The following is a 24,931-nucleotide window of genomic DNA, read 5'->3' on the forward strand; positions in this document are numbered from 1 at the left end:
ATATGCAAAACATCACTCTGACACAAGAAGAAGCACAGCGCCGTCTGGTGCGCCCGGAAGATCGCGTTTCCTGTAGTGTTGCTTTTATCGACTGCAAACTACCGGGTTCGCATCTCAAGCAAAACTATTCCTTTATTGGTCCTGGCGTGACGCAGTCGGCCTCTCAAGTAGTCAATATTCCAGAGCCACACGGTTTTAATATTGGCGCCGCCGCAATGCCTAAAGGGGTGACCAATAATCTGCATCTGCATTTCACCGCCGAAGTGTTTCTGATACATGAAGGGAGCTGGCGTTTTCGCTGGGGTGCAAATGGCGAGCATGAAGCCGAATTCAGCGCTCCGGCGATTTTGTCGATCCCGACCTGGATTTTCCGTGGGTTTACTAACGTCAGCCCAACCGATACCTGCGGCATGGTGTTTACCGTACTGGGAGGGAATAACACCGGTGGCATTATCTGGCACCCATCGATTCTCGATGCGGCTCGCGAATATGGGATGTATTTGAGCCGGGATAATATGCTCATTGACCTTGAAGCTGGAGACACTTTACCCGGTGAGAATGATCTGCTGCAGCCGCTCGGCACGGAACATATTGCCGCATTGCGCGATTATTCCGTTGAAGAAATGAGCCAACGCGCTGTAACAGGCGAACAGCGTCAGTGGTCGGAAAATGCCCTGCTCGACGCTATCTTACCCGGGCATGGTGGCGAACTGGCGCCGGTCATTGGCTATGGCATATCGCAGGATCGTCATAACGAACCTCCGATTCTTAACCCGCATGGTTTTTCGGTGGAATGGCTCCGTATTCAGAACGAAAAACGTGTCGGCCTGCACTGCTGCCCGGATGTTCAGGTGTTAATGGTGTTCAAAGGTACATTAGAAGTGACATGGAATCGCCCGGGAGAAGAGGTCACTATAGTGGCGAAAGAGGGATCGGTGATTTCTGTGCCTGGCGGTAGCTGGCGCCAGTATCGAGCGCTTGATGGCACGATGGAAGCAACGCTGACCACTCAGGGCGATCATCGTAAAAAATTATATTGGGATGCAGGCATTCTTGAACAGGCGCTGGAATGGGATCGCTGTCTCGATCCCGATGGCTATGTGGCGACGGCAAGTTTATTGCCAGCAACGGCACGCCGGGCGGGAGAGAAAGTCGCTCGCGCACTTTAGGCGGGATTACACCGTTTGCCGAGGATGAAAAGGCGGTAACAACGCCCGCGTGACGGCTTACTTCTGAGCGGTTACGCGGCTTGCCAATACCGAAAGGTTGTTATCTGGATACGGACTTTCCATATCAAAATCCCATTCATGCGCCGCACATACCCCTGCTCTTTCACCGTGATTCTCACATTCAGCTATCCGCTTCGCCGGAGCAGTCGAGCAAGCTGCGATGAAAGCCACCACAATAAAACCAGGAATCAAAAACTTAATCATTGAAAAATTCTTCACGAAAATAGAAACATAGAGCAGGAGTGATTTTCAAACTTACCCAGAATAAAGAGTGCTTACCATGCCTGAATCGGTACACAAACTCAGTCTTACTCGCGTTAATATCAGACAAAAACAGTTTATTCTGCAAATAAATTTTAATAAATCACTAAAATTTGAATTTTTAACCAAATAACGAAAAATGCTTTTGTTTCGTTACCCAAAGATTCCTGTTAATCTGCCTTATCTCTTATTTCCACCACTCATCTCATTAATAGATCTTTAACGCATTGATAACACTTCGCTGTATTTATGCGCACTCCGAATTTGAAACAGCGTTTTTAATTCCTTTCACAGGAAGTTGTCTCTATAATAGGCGAGGTCTTGACTTGAATGGTTTCAGCGCATTGAACTGTCTTAATACACTAGAAAACAATCAATATCCCCGGCAGGCTGAACCGCAAGCACACTTTCCTCTGCACGCTTTATTTCTGTCACCTATCCTTACCGGGTGGCACTTGAACAATATCAGCTTTAGTTTGCGCTCCGGCGCCCGTATCTACCGGAACCGAATTTCCACAATCCTTCTCAACTTACAGATAAGACTGTCATGAAAAAGACTAAAATTGTTTGCACCATCGGTCCAAAAACCGAATCCGAAGAAATGCTGAGCAAAATGCTTGATGCTGGCATGAACGTAATGCGTCTGAACTTCTCCCACGGTGACTACGAAGAGCACGGTCAGCGTATCAAGAACTTGCGCAACGTGATGGAAAAGTCTGGTAAGAAAGCAGCAATCTTGCTGGACACCAAAGGCCCTGAAATCCGCACAATCAAACTGGAAGGCGGCAACGACGTTTCCCTGAAAGCGGGTCAGACCTTTACTTTCACCACTGACAAAACTGTTGTGGGTAACAGCGATATCGTTGCTGTAACTTACGAAGGTTTCACCAGCGACCTGAGCGTGGGCAACACTGTACTGGTAGACGATGGTCTGATCGGTATGGAAGTGACTGCAATCGAAGGCAAAAACGTTGTTTGTAAAGTACTGAATAACGGCGATCTGGGCGAAAACAAAGGCGTTAACCTGCCAGGCGTTTCCATCGCTCTGCCAGCACTGGCTGAAAAAGACAAGCAAGACCTGGTCTTCGGTTGTGAGCAAGGCGTTGATTTCGTTGCTGCGTCCTTTATCCGTAAACGTTCTGACGTTGTTGAAATCCGCGAGCACTTAAAAGCTCATGGCGGCGAAAACATCCAGATCATCTCCAAAATCGAAAACCAGGAAGGCCTGAACAACTTCGACGAAATCCTCGAAGCTTCTGACGGCATCATGGTTGCTCGTGGTGACCTGGGCGTTGAAATCCCGGTTGAAGAAGTTATCTTCGCTCAGAAGATGATGATCGAGAAATGTGTTCGCGCACGTAAAGTTGTTATCACTGCAACTCAGATGCTCGACTCCATGATCAAAAACCCACGCCCTACTCGCGCAGAAGCGGGTGACGTTGCTAACGCCATCATCGACGGCACCGACGCAGTCATGCTGTCTGGTGAGTCAGCTAAAGGTAAATACCCACTGGAAGCTGTGACCATCATGGCAACCATCTGTGAGCGTACTGACCGCGTGATGACCAGCCGTCTGGATAACAATCAAGACAGCCGTAAACTGCGTATCACTGAAGCCGTTTGCCGTGGTGCAGTTGAAACTGCAGAAAAACTGGACGCTCCAGTTGTTGTTGTTGCGACTCAAGGCGGTAAATCTGCTAAAGCTGTGCGCAAATACTTCCCTAACGCAACTATCCTGGCTCTGACCACCAACGAAGTCACTGCGCGCCAGTTAGTTCTGAGCAAAGGCGTTGTTCCTCAGCTGGTTAAAGAAATCGCATCTACTGATGATTTCTACCGTCTGGGTAAAGAAGTTGCGCTGGAAAGCGGTCTGGCTCGTAAAGGCGATATCGTAGTGATGGTTTCTGGTGCTCTGGTACCAAGTGGCACCACCAATACTGCATCTGTTCACGTACTGTAAATTTCCTGTGAACGAATAATTTGCTTAAAAAGCGCCCGCGGGCGCTTTTTTTATTCGTTTAAATGGACAATTCGCATTGAAAAGCAAATCGGCCTGCTCTATTTAAGTCGCAATTTAGTAAGATGAATCCGATTAAAATCCTCTGTTTTTTCTATTTTTTTTAGATTTTAGCCCCGGTTCGGTGTTTCTTTGAGCGAACGATCAAATTTAAGTGCATTCCCATCAAAAATTTATTCTCAAGATAAAAAACTTTGTGTAATACTTGTAACGCTACATGGAGATTAACTCAATCTAGAGGGTATTAATAATGAATCGTACTAAACTGGTACTGGGCGCGGTAATCCTGGCTTCTACTATGCTGGCAGGTTGTTCTTCTAACGCTAAAATTGATCAACTGTCTTCTGACGTTCAGACTCTGAACGCTAAAGTTGATCAGCTGAGCAACGACGTGAACGCAATGCGTTCTGACGTTCAAGCTGCTAAAGACGACGCAGCACGCGCTAACCAGCGTCTGGACAACCAAGCTCACTCTTACCGTAAGTAAGAGTACTTGTATTAAAATGGCGCACATTGTGCGCCATTTTTTTTGCCTTAAATTCCTGCAACTCGAAATACTGCACTAATTCATCACCACGCTGCTTTGCCCACTTATGACACTTGCACCACTACTTGTGACTGGCGCACTACCTGTCGTCGTCCTGACGCTCTGTATAGGCGTGATATTCACCGGTTGCGACGGTACACCCTGCGGCGCATTCACCAGCACCGGGTAACCCGCTCGCCGTGAAATGGCACTATCGACCTGCGCCTTGTCGCTCATTGGGTTGTCGATAAACGAACCGAATGAGGCTGAAATTGCAATCGGCACAGTCTGCGGGTTTTCCCAATCGTTGCGCGACAAAGGCTGATGCACTTCCACAAAGCGCCTGCCATCAGGCTCAATGCTGTATTTCACCGGTTCGTTGATGATTTGCACCCGAGTGCCCCAGGCAACCTGGCTAAATAACGCTTTGATATCTGGCGCCCTCATACGCATACAACCCGAACTCACGCGCAAACCGATACTGTTACGCGCGTTGGTGCCATGAATCAGGTATTCACCACCGCCCTGCTCGAGGCGCAATGCATAACGTCCCAGAGGGTTATTGGGACCCGCAGGCACCACGGCAGGCAGCGTAATACCCTGGGCCGCTGAACGCGCACGAATATTAGCAGTTGGTGTCCAGGTTGGATTTGGGATCTTTTGGCTGATACGAGTCACCATCACGGGGGTTTCACGCCCCAGTTGGCCAATCCCCAATGGATAAACCTCAACGCGATTCTGACCTGGCGGATAGTAATACAGTCGTAACTCAGCAAGATTAATGACAATTCCCTCACGTGGCGTATCCGGCAGGATCATTTGTGACGGAATAGTTATCTCGCTGCCCGGTTTTGGCAGGAATGGGTCGACAGTGTTATTCGCCTCAAGCAGTAGTAGCACACCGGTATTATATTTCGCCGCGACTGCCTCAAGGTTTTTACCGTCATTAGGGACAATATAAGTTTGATTCTCACCGATTATCCGACTGCCCGATGGTGGGAGTAAATAATCGACAGCCCACGCCGACTGGCTTGCTGCCAGAGCGCTAATTAAAAATAATGTTATTTGAGAGAACGCGCGTTTCATACTGAATTCCTGTATTCACCGGCTGAATGCCGGAATGCTGAAAGCCATGCGAGGCAATGAAATTACCTCGCGTTAACAGGATGAAAGCTGTTCTTTGAGTTTAGCTAAGATTGGCGGCTTTGGTACGAATAGCGCGGATCATTGCTTCAAGCCCTTGCGAACGCGAAGGGGTAAGGTGTTGAGCCAGTTCAAGTTTCTCAAACCAGGGGCGCACATCAAACGCGACAATATCCTGTGCAGTCATCTTTTGGTAGAGAATAAATACGATAGCAATCAGCCCTTTGACAATCGCAGCGTCGCTATCCCCCTCAAGCGTAATGACACCATCGGGCTGTTGATGGATCACAATCCATACCTGACTCTGACAGCCCTGAATAATGTTTTCTGCTTTATGCTCAGCTTGCGATAACTCCGGGAGACGCGCGCCCAGCTCAATGATATAGAGATATTTCTCTTCCCAGTTGCTGCACCGACTAAAGTTTTTCAGCAGTTTTTCTTTATCTGGCAATGTAGCCATGGCTTGCTCCCTGTTAGCCCAAAAGGCGATGAATCCGCTGTAAACCAGCCACCAGACGATCCACCTCTTCTTCAGTGTTGTACATAGCAAATGAAGCGCGGCACATCGCTGGGACCTTATAGAACGCCATCAGCGGCATCGCACAATGGTGCCCGGTGCGCACCGCTATGCCGTAATTATCAAGGAAGCTTCCCACGTCATAGGCATGATGTTTACCGAGATTAAAGGCGATTACCCCAAGACGATGTTCAGGGCCGTAGATTGTCAAATCGGGAACCGCTTGTAATGCCTGCTGCGCATAGCGCATCAGAGAGCGCTCATACTCGCTCACCTCGGCAAGATCGAGGCTCTCTATGTAGCGTAGAGCGGCCCCCAGCCCGATAATCCCGGCGGTGTTTGGTGTGCCCGCCTCAAAACGCCATGGGGATGCGGCATAAGTAGTGCCTTCTGTCAGGCTAACGCTGGCAATCATCGACCCACCGCCTTCCCACGGCGGCATGTTTTGCAGGATTTCTTCTCGCGCATACAGCACGCCAATCCCCGTCGGCCCGTAAATTTTGTGGCCTGAGAAAAGATAGAAATCGCACTCCATCGCCTGCACGTCAATGGCATGGTGCATTATGGCCTGCGCGCCATCCACCAGCACTTTTACACCAGCCTGATGAGCGGTAGCGATCATCTCACGAACAGGGTTTTCAGTTCCGAGCACATTCGAAACCTGAGTAATAGCCAGCAATTTTGTGCGTTCATCAATTAGCGTTGGAAAAACATCCAGCTGCAACGTGCCATCCTGATTCAGTGGAATCACGCGCAGCGTCGCACCCATTTGTTCGCAGAGCATTTGCCATGGCACGATATTGGCGTGGTGCTCCATTGAGGAAATAATGATGTTGTCACCAGCATGAATATTGGCGCGCCCCCAACTGTTAGCCACCAGATTGATCCCTTCGGTGGTGCCGCGCACAAAGACAATCTCTTCCGGCGTGCGTGCATTAATAAAACGTGAAACCTGGTTGCGCACATTCTCCATAAGCTGCGTGGCTTCGGCACTCAATGTGTGAATACCGCGATGCACCGCCGCATAACCATGGCTGTAAAAATTCAGCTCGGCGTCAATCACCGCCTGCGGCTTTTGCGCACTGGCGGCACTGTCTAAATAAACCAGCGGTTGCCCATTCACTTCCCGGTTTAAAATCGGGAAATCAGCACGCACCCGTTCTATGGAAAAACTCATGCTTCGCCCCCTGCAAAGCGCTGGCCGATCCGCGCCAGCACCTGCTGTTTTAATGCCTCGTCACGAATGCTTTCCGTAAGCTCTGCGGCAAAGGCAAAGATAATCATCTGAAGTGCGGCCTGTTCTTTAATTCCACGTGAGCGCAGGTAGAACATCTGCTCGTCATCGATACGACCAATGGTGGCACCATGGCTACATTTCACATCGTCGGCATAAATTTCCAGCTGCGGCTTGGTATCCACCTCCGCCAGTCGCCCCAATAGCAGGTTATTGTTGGTCATCTGCCCATCGGTTTTAATCGCGTGCTGCGCCACTTTGATCATGCCGTTAAACACTGCGCGGCCTTTATCACGCACAATCGTTTTATGTAACTGACGGCTGTTGCAGTAGCCCTTGTTATGTTCAAGCCACGTGCGGGTGTCATACACTTCGTTATTGATTGGCAGCGCGAGGCTGTTCATGCGTAGTTGGGTATTCTCGCCATTTAATTGGCTACTGGTGTTGTGGCGTAATACCGCGGCTCCCAGCAAGAAGCTGCTGCTTTCAACCGTCGCGTCCTGACCAATGATTAAATCATTATGGGCAAAGTGGTAACTCTGAGCATTTTCAAAAGCCAATTTGTCATGATGGAACTGGCTGTTTGCACCAATCTCCGCCGTAAAGCGTGCACCAGTAAAATGGGCATACTCATCAAGGCTGACGTAGTGCTCAACCACGGTCGCTTTTGCGCCGTCGCCGAGAGATAAATGGTGGCGATAATGCGCGGTGTTCATTTCCCCTTGCGGGCTTCCACGGCTGATATGCATCAGCAACAATGCTTTGGCGGGGCTATGGTTACGAGCCACATGAATATGCGTCACCGTTTGTGCAAGGCTTTCCGTAAGATGCAGAAACACTTCGCCCTGCACCGCCGCAGGCAAAGACTCGCGGTTTTCATCAACGCTCACGTCAAAACCACTGTTGGTCAGATCGTCGCTTAATTCGCGGCTGTATCGCCCATCGACAAACACCAGCCGCCACGCATCCACCGATAACGCCAGTGCATCACGCTGGATCTCCGTCAATGCTTCGGGCACAGGCAATACAAACTGGTTATTCAACAACCCTTCCAGCGGCGTGTATTTCCAGTTTTCATGTTTGCGCGTCGGTAGCCCCAGGCGCAGCATTTGCTGCATATGCTCCTGAGCTTCTTTGCTACGTTTTTCGCCCTGTGTTTCAAACAGGTGGTGCCACTGTTGCAGGGCGTTGCCGTTACTGCTGTTCGGTAAGCCAGCCATAACCCTGCTCCTCCAGTTGTTTCACCAGACTAAAATCACCCGATTTCACAATTTTGCCCTGATACAACACATGAACAAAATCAGGCTTGATGTAGTCAAGAATACGCTGGTAGTGCGTGACGATAATGAACGAACGGTTGCCATCGCGCAGTGAATTCACCCCTTCGGCAACGATCTTCAGCGCATCGATGTCCAGCCCGGAGTCGGATTCATCAAGAATGCATAGATCAGGTTCAAGCACTGCCATCTGCAATATGTCGTTACGTTTCTTCTCGCCGCCGGAGAAACCGACGTTGACTGAACGTGCCAGCAAATCTTCCGGCATTTTCAGCAATTTGATCTTCTCTTCCATCAAGTCCTGGAAATCAAAACGGTCGAGTTCTTCGAGTCCGCGATATTCACGCACCGCATTGAGCGCGGTTTGCAGGAAAAATTGATTACTGACGCCGGGAATTTCTACCGGGTACTGGAACGCCATAAAAATACCTTCACCCGCACGATCTTCAGGCGACAATTCCAACAGGTCTTTGCCTTTAAAATGGACTTCACCACCAGTGACTTCATAGTCGTCGCGCCCGGCAAGCGTTGCGGAAAGCGTACTTTTCCCGGAACCGTTTGGCCCCATAATGGCGTGCACTTCGCCCGGTTTCACTTCAAGGCTTAAACCGCGCAGGATCTCTTTATCCTCAACGCTTACCTGTAGATCTTTAATGCTCAGCATAATTTTCCCTTAATTCTTATCCGACGCTGTGTTCAAGGCTGATTGCTAATAGTTTTTGTGCTTCCACCGCGAATTCGAGCGGCAATTCCGAGAACACGTCTTTACAGAACCCGTTGACGATCATTGAAATCGCATCATCCTGGGCTATCCCGCGTTGCAGGCAATAGAACAACTGGTCTTCACCGATGCGCGATGTCGTCGCTTCGTGCTCAAGCTGGGCGGTGTTGTTGCGGCATTCCACGTACGGGAAGGTGTGCGCGCCACTGTCCGGGCCGATAAGCATGGAGTCACACTGTGTGAAGTTACGAGCGTTAGTCGCCGTCGGCATAATTTTGACGAGGCCGCGATAGCTGTTCTGGCTGTGTCCGGCCGAGATCCCTTTGGAGATAATGGTCGAGCGCGTGTTTTTACCGATGTGAATCATTTTGGTGCCGGTATCCGCCTGCTGATTGCCCGCCGTCAGCGCCACTGAGAAGAACTCACCAATGGAGTTATCGCCGCGCAGAATCACACTTGGGTATTTCCAGGTGATCGCTGAACCGGTTTCCGACTGCGTCCAGGACATTTTGCTGTTCGCCCCTTCACACAGTGCACGCTTGGTCACGAAGTTGAGAATGCCACCGGTGTTGCCATCGCCCGGGAACCAGTTTTGCACGGTCGAATATTTCACTTCGGCATCTTTATGAATGATGACTTCCACGACTGCAGCGTGCAGCTGGTAGCTGTCGCGCACCGGCGCCGAACACCCTTCGATATAGCTCACGTAGCTGCCTTCATCCGCCACCAAAATTGTGCGTTCGAACTGGCCAGTTTTCTCCGCATTAATACGGAAATAGGTCGACAGTTCCATTGGGCAGCGCACGCCTTTTGGCACATAAATAAACGTGCCGTCAGAGGCGACAGCCGCATTCAGCGCAGCAAAGAAGTTGTCGTTGCTCGGAACCACTGTGCCGAGATATTTTTGCACCAGCTCAGGGAATTCATGAATTGCCTCACCAAAAGAGCAGAAAATAATCCCCTGCTCAGAGAGTTTTTCACGATATGTCGTCGCCACTGATACGGAGTCAAAAATCGCATCCATGGCAATATTCGAGCCTTCGCGCACCGGAACACCGAGCTGTTTAAATGCCTCTTCGACTTCGCCAGTCAGATAGGCGTTGCTACCAGGTTGCTGGACAGCGCCGGGTTGCGATTCGCAATTGTCATCGCAACTGCCGCAAGACGGAGCTGAGTAGTAGCTGTAATCCTGATAGTTCAGCTTGTCGTAATGGGCCTTCAACCAGTGCGGCTCTTCCATTTCAATCCAGGCACGATAGGCACTCAGGCGAAACTCCAGCATCCACTCTGGCTCATTACGCCGCGCAGAGATTGCCCGCACCACATCTTCGTTGATGCCATGCGCCATTTCGTCGGTTTTCAACTGAGTGAAAAAGCCTTCTTTATAAGAATGACTGCCCGCCCAGGTTTGCACTTCTTCAGACGTTTCAGTGTTACGTGACATAATCCCGCCTACACCCCAAAGCTTTCACCACAGCCACATTCGTGCTGTGCTTTCGGGTTGTTAAATTTGAATATTTCGTTTAATCCTTCGCGCACATAATCGACTTCCGTTCCGTCGATAAACGGCATCGCTGAAATTGGCACCCACAGTTTTGCGCCGTCTGTTTCAAAAAGGAGGTCGTCAGGTTTAGGCTCTTTTACGGTATCGAGTACATAGCCGAAGCCCGCGCAGCCGGTCTGTTTAATGCCCAAACGCACACCGAGGAAGCCAGGCTGTTGGCTTGCCAGTTTGCGAATATGTGCGCTCGCATCAGGGGTTAACGTCAGTCCCTTCCAGGCAAATTCACTGGGATCGAAGCTATCGGTTTGCACATCCATAGTTCACCTCTTTATGTTTTGCCGCCCAAAGGCCAATACCCTATGTTAATGATAACAATTATCAATACAACATCCTGATAACAGGGGTATTCACGAAATGCTGATTTTTTGGGCGTCTTTACTAAGGATAGACCCTGCTGAAACTCTTGCAGATGACGAAAAGAGCTATTTAAGCTAATGAAAGAAATGGGGTTTATTTAGGTATAGAAAGCTTAGCCGGTAGAAGAGAGAAGATGTATAGAAAATACCAATTTATGCAATCAATGGTTCCTGCCAGCACCATGATCTTCGCCGTCAATGCCTAAAACATTCTTGTTCAATCCGGAAGTGGTGCACAGTCACAACTTAGGCTATTTTCATTTTCATCAAACAAACCTCACCCTTATGTTGTTAAGGGCTTATCTGACTAAAAAGGAGCTTTCATGAAAAACTTAATACTGAGTGTGATAGCAAAAATTTCAAAAATGGATGCTGAAGCCAAGCAACTGGCGGCAAAAGTCGAAGCTCAGTCTTTGCTTATAGGGGCACTGTTACTGACCATTGGCAAAAATGGCGGTATGAATGAAATGCTTGAAAACGTCAGAAAGGCAATCAATGCTGCTTTGGATGCGGCTGATACTCCCCTGAAGAGTGACGCTGAGATACTTTTAAATGAATTCAATAATCTTCTTTTGTTAACGCAGCTGCTGGAAACAAACGATGCTGACATTGATCTTGATACTCTGAGAAGTAAACCTGGCGAAACGGCTGCTGAGTAAGTTGACTCTAGGCTGGAAGTTACACTTTCAGCCCTTTACTCAGAATTTCGATAAAAGATAAATTGATGACAAATATTGAAACCGAAAGATTAATTTTACGTCCTCAGGCCATCGCAGATTTTGACGTGTGGTTTTCGATGTACGCTGACCCACAAATTTTCCAGGTAACAAATTCTCCTGGATTTACACCGGAAGAAGGATGGAATCGTATTTTGAGAAATATCGGGCACTGGTCAACGTTTGGATTCGGGATATTTTCCATCTTCCAAAAATCTGATGATGCTTTTTTAGGGGAAACGGGGCTGGCTAATTTTCATCGAGGTATTGATGAAGAGTTTGATAACTGCGCCGAAGCTTCATGGGTCATTTCACGCACAGCCCAGGGCCGAGGGATTGCAAAGGAAGCTGCCGAAGCCGCACACCATTGGTATGTTGATTCATTTTCGCCCCCCAAAACCGTTTGCCTTATTGTGAAACATCACCCGGCCTCAATTCGCGTAGCTGAATATCTGGGTTATCGTATTTATGATGAGTGCTTATATAAGGGTGCGGAGTGCTTCAAGCTTGAACGCTTGTGCGAAAAATAATCAGCTATTCAGATGCCATTAACATCATCAGCATTCCTCTTCTTACTCAATACAGCCAGAAGAGGAATTGCTTAATCCGCTTTTACAATTTGTTTAAATCTTAATAACCTGCAGCTTTGTTAGCCGCTTTAATGCGCTTATCTCTTGCGTCTTTTTCATTTTTATCAGTAGCCTGCATTATTCCACCAGCAGCATCTACCCAATCACTCGCTGTGCATCCGGATAATGTCAGACTCAATATAAGCGTGAATATATACTTCATTTTAGCTCCCTTATTTCCCATCAATGTATAAAAAACGTCCGTGTAATACGCAAAGTATTTGACGCTGAATACATTATTTTGACAAAAAATTTCAACATGGGCAAAGGGGGGATGTTTTCACGACTCTTTTTGTCCGTGACGCTGCCGGTCGAAATACACCTGCAACGTCACGAAAACCTTTATCAGGAAGCGTTAAGAGCAGCCTTATTTGCTTCAAGTGCGTCAACCGCACATTGCTGATCCAAATGGCCGCCCGGCGCACCGCCAATCCCAATAGCGCCGATGGTTTGATTATCCACTTTCACCGGTATCCCGCCGCCCAATAATAAGAAACCAGGGATATCGCGCATATTCTGCGCACCGGCATTATCCTGTGCACTCTTCATAACATCGCCGGTGGTATTTTTGGTGGTCAGCGCGGTATAGGCCTTCATGCGGCTGGCTTCAACGGTGTGTGGACCAGCGTTATCCATACGTTTAACGATTTTCACAACACCGGCACGGTCAACAACAGTTACCGCGACATTGTAGTTTTTGGCACTACAGGCCTGAATAGCGCTCTGTGCGAGTTTATCTGCAAACTCGAGAGAGAGATTTTTTTCGTTCAGAACATTGCTTGCAAATGCAGGCATTGCCGCGGCAGTGCTGAACAGAGCAGCGGCTAACAGGATGGATTTTTTCATGGTTTCTTCCCTCAACTCGATTGTGATTAACTAACGAGAGTTAAGGTAGCGATCTCAGTTGCGCAAAACCATTCGGATGAATACCAGGCAAACCAGGTAATTTTACGTAGTGCCTTTCAGCCCGCCGTAGATTTTTATTAACTTCGCCAACGAGTTGATTTCTAGCCGCGCAAACAAACTTGCGCGATGCGCCTCCACGGTTCGTGGCGACAACGATAGATCACGAGCCATCTCTTTGTTTGATTTTCCCTGCATGATAAGCACCATCACCTCTTGCTCACGGGCAGAAAGCGTCGCCAGTTTGGCCTGCAAATCGGCCTGATTTTTACGCTGTTGTTGGTTCTGTTTTTGTTGCTCAAGTGCAGCACTCACCGTTTCAATCAACAGGTCGGCATCAATGGGTTTTGTCAAAAATTCAAACGCACCATTTTTAAATGCACGACGGCAGAGATCGATACTGCCATGTCCGGTCATCATGATAACCGGCAAAGTGCAGCCCATTTGCTGCCAGTTCTCAAGCAGTGTGATGCCTGACTTTCCGGGCATACGAATATCCAGCAATAAACAGCCGTTAAGAGCGGCCTGGTCAGGATGTGATGCCTGAAAGCTGTGTACGCTCTCAAAGGAAAGTGTTTCCCACCCCATAGTAGCGAGCAGTGCCGTTAACGAAAAACGTATCGCTTCATCGTCATCAATAAGATAGATACGTTGCGCCATCACGCCTCCTGTTGTGTGAGAGGGAAATTCAGGGTAAAGCGTGCACCGCCGTTGGGGCTATTTTCCGCCTGAATACTGCCGTTCAGACGCTGCACTAGCGTTTCGGTCAACGCCATGCCCAACCCAAGTCCATCTTTACGGGTGGTAAAGAAAGGCATAAATACCTGTTCTAAGGCCTGTTCGGTCAAACCAGGTCCACCGTCAGTGACTGTTAACACGATGTCATTCCCGGTTTGGCGAGCATTGATTGCCACCCAGGCTTTGTCCGTCTGCTGCTGCGCCTGAATGGCGTTATTGAGCAGGTTATGGAATATCTGCTCAATAGCGAGTGGTGATGCCATAAATGGGGGGAATGATTCAGGGATTTGGTTTATTACCGTGACTTTTCCACGTTCAATCTCATTACCCAAAAGCACCGCCACCCTCTCCCAGGTGTTGTGCAAATCTACCGGTTGTAATGTTTGTTCATCACTGTGTAATTTCTCCCGAAACTCCAACAGCAATGCGCTAATACGCTTAGTTTGTATAACCGTGGCTTCCAGCAGTGGCTGGGCTTTTTCAGCCTGCTGTTGTGCGATAAGGCGCTGCGCAGTTTGTGAATAGCTCAAAATGGCCGTAAGCGGTTGATTCAGCTCATGCATCATACCCGCAGCAATTTCCCCCATCGCATTAAGCCGTGCGAGCTCTGAAAAGTGGGCGCGCAAATCAGCGATATTGCGCTGGCGTTTCGTCATCTGATACTGGTTATATAAATAGATAGCTATTGCCCAGAAAACCCCCATTAACAGCAGAACTAACCAGGGTAAATTTCGCCAGTCTGGATTATTCGTTACCACCAGATTAAGGGGTTGCGATGGGCTGATTATCTGTTTTTCCCAGCGCCACCAATCATCATGTCCTTCCGCTCCCTGCGTGAGAAGTGCGACTCCTTTCCAGCTCAGACTAAAGTGATGAAATTTCTGTGTATGCACAAAATCAGTAAGCAGCGTTGGCAAATCAATCAGTAACGAACCCTGAGGTGAATTTATCCAATAAGTGCCAGCACGAGCGGGATTAATATCCGGGCGCGGAGGGTCATGAGGCTGAGTTTGCCAGCGCAAAATATAGGGAAATTTATGCTGCACCACAGCGGGGTCGCTACTGTTCGAAAGTAGCGCGAGAATGACATCGTTTTGCGCAAGCTTAACCGTGATATCGCGATACAAAATACGGAACTCCGCACTTTGTTCTTCATACTGCTGATACAGGGCATAGACAACCACGCCGCCACCAGACAGCGCGGTGAGAATCAGCCAGATGAGAACTCTTAGCATCGCGTTCCTTATTATGGGGAGAGGTTAAGCAGGATTCAGATCCACCCTTTTTTACTAAAGGTGATTTTGGTCGCTTCGTTCAAATCGTAGTTGCCAAGTTCAGCAGGTTTAACCCAGGCGACTTCCTGAAACTCTTCGTTAAACGTGACATGGCGGTTAGCGCTCACGCAGTCAAATAGCAGATAAATCATGTAAATTTCTTCTTTTGAACCATCCGCGTACGTCTTCACTCGCACATCGTCGGCAAAGGTCCACGGCTTAATGCTGGTTATCTGAAGTTCTGCGCCCAGCTCCTCACAAATTTCTCGTCGCAGCGCCTCTTCCATTTGTTCTCCCGGCTCCATTCCACCGCCTGATAACGCCCATTGTCCTGGAAAAACCCCGCGATCGTTCGCCATCTTACACAGCAACACCTCGCCATTATTTTCAATGATTGGGCAGACGATAACTCGTTGACGCATACGACCTCCTGTTGTCATTAATTTTGCTGACGTTAGCAAAAATCGGATGCACAATCTCTGATTCAGATCCTGGAGAAAAATCGTAGCATTCCTTCGGGCTCATCGTTGAAGATATTACGGATGCACGAACATAATCCGCAATGATTAATGAGCTGGTGGCAATGTAATAAAATAACCGCGCTCTTTCACTGCCATTCACGTCCGCGTAAATGTAACGTCTCAGAAGGTTTTTCAAGGAATAAGCGTTGATAATCGGTAGCGAACTGTCCGAGATGCCAGAAGCCCCAATGCATCGCGGCATCTTTCACAGTGTCCCAGGTTGACCATGGGCTTATCAATTCCCGGCGTACTGCATTTAAGCGGAGTGTTTTAAGCCAGGCATTTGGACCGATGCCCAGCACGGCGTGAAAACCATTTTGTAAGGTACGGCGGCTAACGTGTAGTTCATTACACAGTTCGAGAACCGTTACCGGTTCCGATGTGCGGCTTAGCACGCAGTCGCGCGCCTGTGACACCAGGCGCTGATAGCTAATTTTACGAGACATCAACTCAGAAGCTACCGGTTGAGCGCTTTCAAGCAGTTCACTCATACCCGACAGCAAATTATGCGTAAGCACCCGACGCACGTTTTCGTTGCGCATACATTCAGGTGAGTGGCTACCATACGCAAGCGCTTGATTAATAAAGCACCATATTGCTTCTTTTTTCTTCTGACACACATCCAGCGCCGAGTTATTTTGCAAAAGATCAAACAAAGTTTCGGGTTGATGAAACAGCCCTGCATTGCTAAATAACACATCGTTGGCAATCACCACACCAAGAATGGTGTATTCATCTGGCGTACTGAGTTCAAACTCAGTTCCACCAGGGCGGGCTGCGATCTCTTCTTTTCCCAACAATTGAGTTCCGATAAACCCTTTCTCACCATTTATGGCCGGAATGCCAAACCAAAAAGCATTCGGCCACACCATACATGATTGGCGCAACGCAAGGTTGGTGTACTCCCGGAACATTTGGATGTCATCAAACAACATCTCAGTCAGTTCCCCCTGAAAGTGCCCGGGTTGAAGCTGATCATAGAGTTGTTGCCACGCCGTAATAGTACAAGCATGTTCATAGACATCTTTTGTCACGCGCTGGTGGACGCTCTCTTCTTCAATAAGAGGCGTCACCTTTTCGTCCCGCGTATACTCAGTTTTACGCAGATGATGTAAGTCAGCATTCATTTTCTTACTCATATGCGGCTCCTTGCGTCACTACTCAGATTTCAGACGATAACGGCTGCTACGCTTGCGCAGTTTCCCGTCATGAAATAAAGCCTCAAGTTGTATTCTGGCTTCTTCAATCGACCAGTTAAAATGTGCAGCAACTTCACCTGCTGTCATGCCGTGGCCCTGTGTTTGTAATACCTCAAGCAACGCTTGTGATGCCTGCGTTTTGACGCCCGAAAGCTTGCGGCCAAAACTGCAAACCAACCGTTCAATGTCTTCATCAGGCCGGCCAAGTTCCTTGCGGCTAATGACACGCCCGGTGCGAGTTGCAGCGGCTACCCCCGCATCCAGGGCAGCACGACACGCGGCGAGATCTCCTTCGACAACCAGCGTTACCATTCCAGGATTCAATACTTCGTGGTTTAATAAGCGCACATTCGCAGCCTTCAGCATGGCATCTGCCGCGTCAATCCCCGCCACAAGGCCGTACACTTCGAGCAACCCGAGAGAGTTCATCATTTACCTCCTATGCACGCTGAATAGGATTACGCGCGATATCAAGCACGGCGTCACTAAAAGCATTGCACGCAGCTTTACACGCGGCCTGGCTGCCCGTCAGGAATGCTGCCGAGTAGTTGGTTTCCGATGGTGGTGGCACATAAGTCACGATGCGTACATCGGCAGATTTCAACGCAGCATCAATGCCAAATGTCGCTTCCAGCGGGGGCGCAACCAGATAAGCCATTGGGTCACCCAGCAAAATCCCGGCTGTTGTAGAAAGATACGACCCCGTGCGAGAGATCAAATGCGCCAAAAATGCAGTGTCTTCTGCGTCGTTAGCCCACTGAAAAGCTGGGCCTTGCTCGATAGTTGCCAACATTGAATCCAGACCCGCTCGCACTTCCGCAGGGTTTGGCCCGCCCAGCATAATCAGCACTTCTCCAGCCGTAGGTGACGGGCCATGTGCCGCCCCCGCATATAACGAACGCCCAAAGACCACTTCAACTTGTGCCTGTTTAGTGGCTTCGTCAGCGGCGATATAAGTGACATCATCAGAATCGGCGGTAATCAAACCCAGACTGCGAATATGGGAAGGCAATTTCAGTTCGCGGGCGAATCCTTCGCTAATGTTTGCGATAACCCGCATCGCTTTCACATTCGGTTTAATCAAATCTAAAGTTGGCATGGTAACGCTCCCTTTAACGACTCAAATTGATGCCCGACGCTTTTTGCGCCAGCATTCGTTTTGCAAGATCAACAATCACGGCAGCCGCTTCTACTGGCGGAGTGCCACCCTGGTGAATATTTGAGATACAGGTGCGGTCAGCTTCTACCGTAGTAGCAGTTTTTGGCGAGTACACCGCGTAACACGATAGACTTTCTGATTGCCCAAGCCCTGGACGTTCGCCCACCAGCAAAATCACGACCTTCGCATCCAACAACTCACCGATTTGGTCCTCAATCTTCACGCGCCCGTAGCGCACAAAGAACGGAGTGCCGACATGCAGTCCGGATTGCTCCAGCCCTTGCAGCAGTGGGGGTAAAATCTCACCGTAGTTGGCGGTGATAGCATCGGTTGAAAGGCCGTCAGAAATGACAACCTGAACGTCCGGGTTCTGTTTGCAGCTGGTACGCAGTAATTCGATGGAGTTAGCACTCAGGCGACGCCCCAAATCCGGGCGAGTGAGGTAGAGATTTTTGTCGCTGATTTCTGATTGCAGCTCCAGTAATCCCTGCTGCTGCACCCATTCGGCAGGTACTTCTTTGAGAACGGTATCTTTCGAACGTGAATGGTCAGCCAAAAAGCGCAGCAAAGCCTGAGTGCGAGGACGCGGCCCAGCACGCCCGGTGCAAACGCGAGCAACCGTGCTGCGGCGTAATTCCTCAAGTACATCGGCGCGATGCGGATTCTGCACACCAATCCACATTTTGGCTTCATCAGAGCCTAAATCGACGCTACAACTCTCTTCTGTACTTTGAGGTACGGTTGGCATGACTGGAGAGACCGCAACCGTGGGTTGTGCTGCGATTGCTGGTTTTTCCATATTGGCCAGAATGCTGCGTACAATTTCTTCAATCTGTTTTTGATCCATGATGATTTCCCTGATGATTTCAGAAGAACAGCGACGGGTCGCCTGCCCGTGACGTTAAACGGCCATTAGCCATCAGCCCCATTGTTTCCAGCCAGGCTTCAAACTCCGGTGACGGTCGCAGATTCAATAACTGGCGCACGGTGGCCGTGTCATGAAATGCCGTGGTCTGATAATTGAGCATGATGTCGTCGCCAAGCGGCATACCCATGATGTAGTTACACCCGGCGGTCGCCAGCAGGATCATCAGGTTTTCATTGAGGTTTTGGTCCGCATCGGCGTGGTTGGTGTAGCAACAATCGCAGCCCATAGAAATGCCGCTGAGTTTGCCCATAAAGTGGTCTTCAAGACCGGCGCGGATAATTTGGCGATCGTTATAAAGATATTCCGGTCCGATGAACCCCACCACGGTGTTCACGATGAAAGGGTCGTAATGGCGGGCCAGCCCGTAGTTTCGCGCTTCCATGGTGACCTGATCTGCGCCAAAATGAGCCCCGGCAGACAATGCCGATCCCTGCCCGGTTTCGAAGTACAGGCAGTTTTCTCCGGCGATACGATTAAACTCAGCCCCCACAGAACGGGCTTCATCCAACATCGCAAGCTCAACGCCAAACTCTTTAAGCCCCTTCTCGCTGCCACAAATACTCTGGAAGATAAGTCCGCCGGGTGCGCCGCGTTTGATGGCTTCAATTTGCGTGGTGACGTGAGCCAGTACGCAGCCTTGCGTCGGAATAGAATACTTGTCGATGACGCTATAGATGGTATCGAGAACACGGGTCAGGTTACCCACATCATCCGTTACCGGATTCACGCCAATAACCGCATCGCCCACGCCGAAGCACAACCCTTCATAAATTTGCGCTTCAATACTACGTACATCGTCGCGCGTGTCGTTCGGCTGCAAACGGGCGCTGAAGGTGCCCGGTAAGCCAATGGTAGTATTGGCTTTTTTAATCACCGGCATTTTCTTGCCACCGTAGACTAAGTCCGCGTTGGAACAAATTTTAGCGACTGCCGCTACAACTTCAGAGCTAATGCCTTTACGCAAAAAGGCAATATCATCGACGCTGGTTTCATCACTGAGGATGTATTCGCGCAGCTCGCTAATGCTCCAGTTTTTAATCCGCGCATAGGACGTTTCGTTGATATCATCCTGAATAATTCGCGTCACACAGTCATCTTCATAAGCGATAACGGGATTCATGCGGATATCGGCAACCGTCATTTCAGACAGCACTTGTTTAGCCGCCACACGCTCCTGCGAACTATGTGCGGCAACACCAGCCAACACATCGCCGGAGCGTAATTCATTGGCTTTCGCCAGTACTTCTTTAACATCCTTGAACTGATAAACTTGCCCAAACAGCGTGGTTTTTAGTTTCATTGTGTCGATCCCTCAGGAAGGAAAGGCGAGTGATTTGATAGTTACCGGGACAACCGATCCGTCAAACAACGGCAAACCAATGTCGATATAATCGCCAGTACGGGTGACCACTTCGTCGATCACCGCCACTTTTCGCTGCCCCATTTGTGGATAAAGCAGCATCCCCAGCGCTTTACCCAAATCTTGCTCTGCCACGACAATCAGCGGCTGCACACTGGGAAAGTGTTGGATGAAAATTTTCAACGCATTAATGATTTGTTGTACGGTCGCGTAGCTGGTTGAATATTCGGGAGGCACCGCTAGCGCGTAGCAATCTTGCGTCGGATTAAGATCCATCAGCCCAAGCCCCTGCTGCCAGCCCTGCGCCAGATCATCATTTTCTAAGGCATGAACTACAGGAATATTGCGTAATGGCAACGCCAGCTCATCGAGCCAGATGGTGCTACCTGAAAGCGAGAGCGTGTGCGCACCAGCGCCAATTACGGTGGCGCGTACAGTTTGTTCAGGGACACGCAGCGGCAGCGTGGTAAATCCGGCATGGCAATGAATCGCCTGAGCCAGAAGCGGGCCAATATCACCGAAGCCGAACGGGGTTTCTGGCGGCTGGCGATAGCATTCTCCCACCCCACCAGAAAGCGTAATCACATCAGCAGGCTTACCCACCGGCAGCGCATCGGTCATTAACAGACGCTGGGCCAGCGGTGAAATTTCGCCAGTGATCACTTCGTAAAGCAGTTGCGCCATACGGTCTGCAACAGTTTCAAGCTGCTCGGGGGTCAGCGTATGTTTGCCTTCACCAAACAGCTCGTCAGCAATCCACTGCCCTGGTCGATGAATAAACGTAACGTTGCCGTGGGTATCGGTTTCAAACAGTCGTCCCCCCACATTCAGGCAGGCCGAAGCCACCACCTTGCCACCTTCAAACAGCACGTAATTCGCCGTGCCACCACCGATATCAATATTAATGACCCGATTTAACTGGCGCTGGGATAACGCCTGTGCGCCGGAGCCATAACCTGCAATAACTGATTCAAGATGTGGCCCTGCGGTGGCAACAACAAAATCACCAAGCTGTTGGGAAAGTGCCATCACCGCAGGTCTTGCGTTACGAGTTTTGGCCGTTTCACCGGTAATAATAATGGCCCCTGAATCAATGGATTCAGGAGCGATACCTGCGGCCTGATACTGCGCGAGAATCAGGCTTAACAGCTCGGCTTCGCGCAGATGCCCATCCACGTCCACTGGAGTAAAAAAGACCGGGCTTTGCCAGGTAATTTCACGTTTCACGAACTCATAGCGCGGCACCTGCGAAATAGCAGCCCGGTTCACCAATGCCAGACAGGAGAAAATCACCTGTGTAGTGGTAGTTCCGACGTCAATGCCAACGCTAAGCAGTTCGCGAATTTTCACGATTGCGCCTCCACAGATTCAGCCATCACCTGGGTGCTTTCTTCTTTGGGCACCAGCATCATCGCAACACCTATCGCCGTGACACCCCCGACAAGCTTGCCGACAATCATAGGGAAGATCATCGGTGACATATTGGCCGCTGCGAAACCCAGATGGTCGCCGAGAGCGAAAGCCGCTGACACTGCGAAAGCACAGTTGATGACTTTACCCCGCGCATCCATGTTCTTCATCATGCCGTACATCGGGATATTGTTAGCCAGTGTTGCCACCATGCCGCCCGCAGCAATGTTGTTAATTTTCAGTAAATTGCCGACGCGCATTAACGGTTTATCAAACCAGCGAGTGAGCAGCAGCACCATCGGATATGCGCCAAGCAGTACACAAGAAATTGAGCCAATCACTTCAATGGCGCGCATCACTTCGCCGGGTTTGTCCCCTTCACTCATAAAGATAGGATCAAGTCCGGGGATAATCGTCCAGCCCACGAGGAATTTCACCACCGCGGCGGCAAGGCCAACGGTAATAATCGCAACAAGAATTTTGGCGAAGATCTGAAAACCGTTAATCATTTTTTCCGGGATGAATTTCAGCCCAAGCGCCACCAGAATCGCGACGATCAACACGGGGATCATGTTGAGCAGAATCAGGCTCATGGTGAATTCAATCGGCTGCCCATTTACTTCCACGCCGGAATATATCGCCACCAGGCCGCCCGCAATACAACCAATAGGGATCGTGACAATTCCCGCCAGCACGCCCAACGCCAGATAACGACGGTCAGAAGGTTCGATAATCCCCAGCGCTACGGGGATCGAAAACACGATGGTTGGCCCCATCATGGAACCGAGGATAAGCCCAGAGTAAAGCCAGGCGGCAACATCGCCTCCAGCCAGTTCTTTAGCGAGGAAAAAACCGCCCATATCGCAGGCGAGTAAGGTACCTGCAAACATCGACGGATTTGCGCCAAGCATTTCATAGACCGGGATAATCACTGGGCCAAGTAAGTAAGCCAGAACCGGTGCCAGCGCCGTCATCCCGACCATCGCTAATCCCAGCGCTCCCATAGCCATAAAACCTTCTTCAAACTGGCCTCCTGAACCGGAGATACTTTTCCCAAGTTTGCCAAGACCGATAAAACCAAGGATTTTTTCTGAGCCGCCAAACTGAGTAAAAATGCGGTCAACGGCGGCAATCAGCATAAAAATCATCATGATGTACATGATAATGTCGTTAATACCCATGTCCCTTCTCCTTCATCGCCTGCAAGCAAGCGGGTGTGATATCCGTTCAGGCGTCCTGATACAGCGTAATAATCTGGGCTTCCGTCACAGTGCGTGGATTGGTGGTAATGCAAATGTCGCTCAACGCCGCGCGGGCAAAATTGGCAAAGTCGGTTTCGCAACCACCTGCGGCGCGTAATCCAATGCCTGGTTCAAGTTCATTAATAAAGTGTTCTACGAAAGCGATTGTTTCGCTTGCCGCACACGATTTGCCCGTCAGTGCGTGGCCGATTTCGCCATAGGCGCTTTTACAAACGAGCTGGTTAAACTTCATCACCGAAGGAAGCATGATGGCGTTAGCCTTGCCATGGGGAATGCCATAGGCCGCACCAATCTGGTGTGCAGTGGCATGACACAAACCAAGACCCGCGTTAGAAAAAGCCATTCCCGCCATGTAAGACGCGAGCATCATGGCTTCGCGAGCCTTCAGGTTTTGCCCCTGCCCGACCGCCTGCGGTAATGCCTGCCCGATACTGTGGATGGCGCGAAACGCAAGTCCGCGCGTCAACGGCGTGCCATTGCTTGCCACATAAGCTTCAATGGCATGGGTTAAAGCATCAATTCCCGTGGCGGCGGTAATATGCGGCGGAACACCCAGCGTCAGACACGCATCAATAATCGCTAAGTCCGGGATTAACATGGCATGAACCAGCACCTGTTTACGGTGCGTGTTTGCCGCGATAATCACCGCTACATTGGTCGCTTCCGAACCTGTGCCTGATGTGGTGGGGATCGCGATAAATGGCAGGCGGCGATTTAATGCCGTTCCGGCTACTAAATTGTCGAGGGCCAACGCAGGATTGGTGGCAATCACCGCCACCACTTTTGCGGCATCCAGAACCGAACCACCACCCAGCGCGACGATGCCGTCGCACTGACTACGGCTGATTTGCTCAACCGCGGCACCGATGTCGCTGTCAATTGGTTCGCCCGGTGGGCAAGACCAGATTTCATATGCGATGCCGCTGTGCTTCAGATTACGTTCCAGAACATCCGTCATTCCGGCACGATGCAACATGCCATCAACCATCACCAAAGGGTGTTGAATGCCGCGCTCACGTAACGCCTCACCACAACGAGCCACTGCACCTGGCCCCATAAAGGTGGTGGGCGGTACAGCAAATTCATGCACATTACGGGCATTCATCATGTCCAGCGCCTGATACAGCGCGGATTGCATTTGTTCACTGTGCATGTGCGCCCTCCGCTTGTGTCATACCGCAAACGGCGATTGCCAGCGGCGTCATGAAAATAGAGTGCGGCGGCAGCATTACGGTTTTTTCAGGGAAATGCTGACGGAAAAGCCCTTCCACACCGGGCTGCATACAAGAGCCACCCGCCAACCAAAGCTGTTCAACGTCGTGGCCTTCAATATGGCGAGCGACAATGTCTGCCATTTTTTCGTACACCGGACGAACCACCGGCCAGAGACTAGCATCGCCGCAACGCTTCATCTGTTCAGCGTCTTCCAGTGCAATACACTGATTACCCGCAAGCGTGAGGGAGATATGGTGCCCGCCAGTGGCTTCATCACCGGAGTAAATCACGCGCCCTTGTGCAACCACCGCAATGCCCGTTGTACCACCGCCAATATCTACTACCGCCGCTTTGTCGAGTTGCAGCATATCGGCAACGGCTGTCGGTTCATCCAGCACACGGCTGACTTCCAGCCCCGCAGATTCCAGCACATTGACTGAAATTCGCGGGTCGGTGCCGGGAGGGAATGACGTTGCGGCATGGCTAAAACGAAAACCTAACTGCTGCTCGAGTCGGTCGAGGTGGCGGCGCACAATTTGTACCGCACCGAAGAAATCCCATACCACGCCGTCACGCACCACATCGGCCCAGTCGAGGCAAACGGCAACGGGTTGGCAGTCGCTGTCAACAACCAACGACACCACATCGCATGTGCCAAGATCGATACCCAGCCACAGCGGTTGTTGCGCCACATTGGGTTGCCCATTGCACAACAAAAACGCGTTACATAAACGTTCATTGAGCCAGGTCTGTTCCGTGCGAGCCATTGACT

The 24,931-nt window shown here is 50.1% G+C and carries 28 protein-coding genes; 6 read left to right on the forward strand and 22 right to left on the reverse strand.

What is annotated here, in order from left to right; all coding sequences use genetic code 11:
• Positions 1–2: 2 nt before the first annotated feature.
• Entirely contained in the window at positions 3–1,169 is a 1,167-nt protein-coding gene (locus IX31_RS04245) for a cupin domain-containing protein (RefSeq protein ID WP_034455912.1), read from the forward strand.
• Positions 1,170–1,226: 57 nt separating this feature from the next.
• Here IX31_RS04245 and IX31_RS04250 read toward each other — a convergent pair whose 3' ends face one another.
• Positions 1,227–1,433 carry a hypothetical protein gene (locus tag IX31_RS04250; protein ID WP_034455913.1) on the reverse strand — a complete coding sequence of 69 codons (207 nt, stop codon included), beginning with the start codon at positions 1,431–1,433 and terminating at the stop codon, positions 1,227–1,229.
• Between the two features lie 401 nt (positions 1,434–1,834).
• Here IX31_RS04250 and ynhH point away from each other — a divergent pair, with 401 nt between their 5' ends.
• From ynhH to IX31_RS04260, 3 genes are all read left to right on the forward strand, one after another.
• Positions 1,835–2,041, forward strand: coding sequence for a protein YnhH (gene ynhH, locus IX31_RS23765; protein WP_422110224.1), 207 nt, complete (start codon positions 1,835–1,837; stop codon positions 2,039–2,041).
• Positions 2,038–3,450 (forward strand): pyruvate kinase PykF, encoded by a 1,413-nt coding sequence (gene pykF / locus IX31_RS04255; RefSeq protein ID WP_034455914.1) that lies wholly within the window; start codon positions 2,038–2,040, stop codon positions 3,448–3,450. The genes ynhH and pykF overlap by 4 nt, the downstream gene beginning before the upstream one ends.
• Positions 3,451–3,757: 307 nt before the next feature.
• Positions 3,758–3,994 carry a major outer membrane lipoprotein gene (locus tag IX31_RS04260; RefSeq protein ID WP_034455915.1) on the forward strand — a complete coding sequence of 79 codons (237 nt, stop codon included), beginning with the start codon at positions 3,758–3,760 and terminating at the stop codon, positions 3,992–3,994.
• A gap of 75 nt (positions 3,995–4,069) precedes the next feature.
• Here the strand turns inward: IX31_RS04260 and ldtE are convergent, their stop codons facing one another.
• The 7 genes from ldtE to sufA all read right to left on the reverse strand — a co-directional run bounded on the left by ldtE (position 4,070) and on the right by sufA (position 10,746).
• Entirely contained in the window at positions 4,070–5,119 is a 1,050-nt protein-coding gene (gene ldtE, locus IX31_RS04265; protein WP_034455916.1) for a L,D-transpeptidase LdtE, read from the reverse strand.
• Positions 5,120–5,219: 100 nt separating this feature from the next.
• Positions 5,220–5,636 carry a cysteine desulfuration protein SufE gene (gene sufE / locus IX31_RS04270; RefSeq protein ID WP_034455917.1) on the reverse strand — a complete coding sequence of 139 codons (417 nt, stop codon included), beginning with the start codon at positions 5,634–5,636 and terminating at the stop codon, positions 5,220–5,222.
• 13 nt (positions 5,637–5,649) lie between these two features.
• Positions 5,650–6,870 (reverse strand): cysteine desulfurase SufS, encoded by a 1,221-nt coding sequence (gene sufS, locus IX31_RS04275; protein WP_034455919.1) that lies wholly within the window; start codon positions 6,868–6,870, stop codon positions 5,650–5,652.
• Complete coding sequence (gene sufD, locus IX31_RS04280) at positions 6,867–8,147, reverse strand: Fe-S cluster assembly protein SufD (protein WP_034455920.1); 1,281 nt, start codon at positions 8,145–8,147, stop codon at positions 6,867–6,869. Before sufD ends, sufS begins: the two co-directional genes overlap by 4 nt.
• Positions 8,122–8,868 (reverse strand): Fe-S cluster assembly ATPase SufC, encoded by a 747-nt coding sequence (gene sufC, locus IX31_RS04285; protein ID WP_034455921.1) that lies wholly within the window; start codon positions 8,866–8,868, stop codon positions 8,122–8,124. The genes sufD and sufC overlap by 26 nt, the downstream gene beginning before the upstream one ends.
• A 16-nt stretch (positions 8,869–8,884) precedes the next feature.
• Positions 8,885–10,369 carry a Fe-S cluster assembly protein SufB gene (gene sufB, locus IX31_RS04290; RefSeq protein WP_034455922.1) on the reverse strand — a complete coding sequence of 495 codons (1,485 nt, stop codon included), beginning with the start codon at positions 10,367–10,369 and terminating at the stop codon, positions 8,885–8,887.
• An 8-nt stretch (positions 10,370–10,377) separates the two neighbouring features.
• A complete protein-coding gene (gene sufA, locus IX31_RS04295) occupies positions 10,378–10,746 on the reverse strand; it encodes a Fe-S cluster assembly scaffold SufA (RefSeq protein WP_034455923.1) in 369 nt (122 codons plus the stop codon).
• A 422-nt stretch (positions 10,747–11,168) separates the two neighbouring features.
• On the opposite strand from sufA, the gene iraP reads away from it, so the two are divergent.
• Positions 11,169–11,504 (forward strand): anti-adapter protein IraP, encoded by a 336-nt coding sequence (iraP, locus tag IX31_RS04300; RefSeq protein ID WP_034455924.1) that lies wholly within the window; start codon positions 11,169–11,171, stop codon positions 11,502–11,504.
• A 65-nt stretch (positions 11,505–11,569) separates the two neighbouring features.
• Positions 11,570–12,091: a GNAT family N-acetyltransferase gene (locus tag IX31_RS04305; protein ID WP_034455925.1), complete on the forward strand. Its 522-nt coding sequence runs from the start codon at positions 11,570–11,572 to the stop codon at positions 12,089–12,091.
• 100 nt (positions 12,092–12,191) lie between these two features.
• Here IX31_RS04305 and IX31_RS23475 read toward each other — a convergent pair whose 3' ends face one another.
• The 14 genes from IX31_RS23475 to eutJ form a co-directional block, all read right to left on the reverse strand.
• Positions 12,192–12,353 (reverse strand): hypothetical protein, encoded by a 162-nt coding sequence (locus IX31_RS23475; RefSeq protein WP_167350265.1) that lies wholly within the window; start codon positions 12,351–12,353, stop codon positions 12,192–12,194.
• Positions 12,354–12,535: 182 nt separating this feature from the next.
• Positions 12,536–13,036: a GlcG/HbpS family heme-binding protein gene (locus IX31_RS04310; RefSeq protein WP_034455926.1), complete on the reverse strand. Its 501-nt coding sequence runs from the start codon at positions 13,034–13,036 to the stop codon at positions 12,536–12,538.
• A gap of 102 nt (positions 13,037–13,138) precedes the next feature.
• The gene (locus IX31_RS04315) at positions 13,139–13,753 is read right to left on the reverse strand and encodes a response regulator transcription factor (protein WP_034455927.1); all 615 of its coding nucleotides are present in this window, start codon (positions 13,751–13,753) and stop codon (positions 13,139–13,141) included.
• A complete protein-coding gene (locus IX31_RS04320; RefSeq protein ID WP_034455928.1) occupies positions 13,753–15,066 on the reverse strand; it encodes a sensor histidine kinase in 1,314 nt (437 codons plus the stop codon). Before IX31_RS04320 ends, IX31_RS04315 begins: the two co-directional genes overlap by 1 nt.
• A gap of 35 nt (positions 15,067–15,101) precedes the next feature.
• Positions 15,102–15,527, reverse strand: coding sequence for a nucleoside triphosphatase NudI (gene nudI, locus IX31_RS04325; protein ID WP_034455929.1), 426 nt, complete (start codon positions 15,525–15,527; stop codon positions 15,102–15,104).
• 185 nt (positions 15,528–15,712) lie between these two features.
• Positions 15,713–16,765 carry an HTH-type transcriptional regulator EutR gene (gene eutR / locus IX31_RS04330; protein WP_034455930.1) on the reverse strand — a complete coding sequence of 351 codons (1,053 nt, stop codon included), beginning with the start codon at positions 16,763–16,765 and terminating at the stop codon, positions 15,713–15,715.
• A gap of 18 nt (positions 16,766–16,783) precedes the next feature.
• Entirely contained in the window at positions 16,784–17,257 is a 474-nt protein-coding gene (eutK, locus tag IX31_RS04335) for an ethanolamine utilization microcompartment protein EutK (protein WP_034455931.1), read from the reverse strand.
• Between the two features lie 7 nt (positions 17,258–17,264).
• Positions 17,265–17,924, reverse strand: coding sequence for an ethanolamine utilization microcompartment protein EutL (eutL, locus tag IX31_RS04340; protein ID WP_034455932.1), 660 nt, complete (start codon positions 17,922–17,924; stop codon positions 17,265–17,267).
• 13 nt (positions 17,925–17,937) lie between these two features.
• On the reverse strand, positions 17,938–18,831 hold the full coding sequence (gene eutC / locus IX31_RS04345) for an ethanolamine ammonia-lyase subunit EutC (protein WP_034455933.1): 894 nt from the start codon (positions 18,829–18,831) through the stop codon (positions 17,938–17,940).
• A 19-nt stretch (positions 18,832–18,850) separates the two neighbouring features.
• Positions 18,851–20,212, reverse strand: a complete 1,362-nt coding sequence (locus IX31_RS04350; protein WP_034455935.1) for an ethanolamine ammonia-lyase subunit EutB — start codon at positions 20,210–20,212, stop codon at positions 18,851–18,853.
• 12 nt (positions 20,213–20,224) lie between these two features.
• A complete protein-coding gene (gene eutA, locus IX31_RS04355) occupies positions 20,225–21,622 on the reverse strand; it encodes an ethanolamine ammonia-lyase reactivating factor EutA (RefSeq protein ID WP_034455936.1) in 1,398 nt (465 codons plus the stop codon).
• Complete coding sequence (gene eutH / locus IX31_RS04360; protein WP_034455937.1) at positions 21,619–22,863, reverse strand: ethanolamine utilization protein EutH; 1,245 nt, start codon at positions 22,861–22,863, stop codon at positions 21,619–21,621. The genes eutA and eutH overlap by 4 nt, the downstream gene beginning before the upstream one ends.
• A gap of 46 nt (positions 22,864–22,909) precedes the next feature.
• Complete coding sequence (locus tag IX31_RS04365) at positions 22,910–24,097, reverse strand: iron-containing alcohol dehydrogenase (RefSeq protein WP_034455938.1); 1,188 nt, start codon at positions 24,095–24,097, stop codon at positions 22,910–22,912.
• Positions 24,087–24,926 carry an ethanolamine utilization protein EutJ gene (gene eutJ / locus IX31_RS04370; RefSeq protein WP_034455939.1) on the reverse strand — a complete coding sequence of 280 codons (840 nt, stop codon included), beginning with the start codon at positions 24,924–24,926 and terminating at the stop codon, positions 24,087–24,089. The genes IX31_RS04365 and eutJ overlap by 11 nt, the downstream gene beginning before the upstream one ends.
• Positions 24,927–24,931: the final 5 nt, after the last annotated feature.

The sequence above is a fragment of the Buttiauxella noackiae genome, assembly GCF_000737905.1.
GTDB classification, from domain to species: domain Bacteria; phylum Pseudomonadota; class Gammaproteobacteria; order Enterobacterales; family Enterobacteriaceae; genus Buttiauxella; species Buttiauxella noackiae.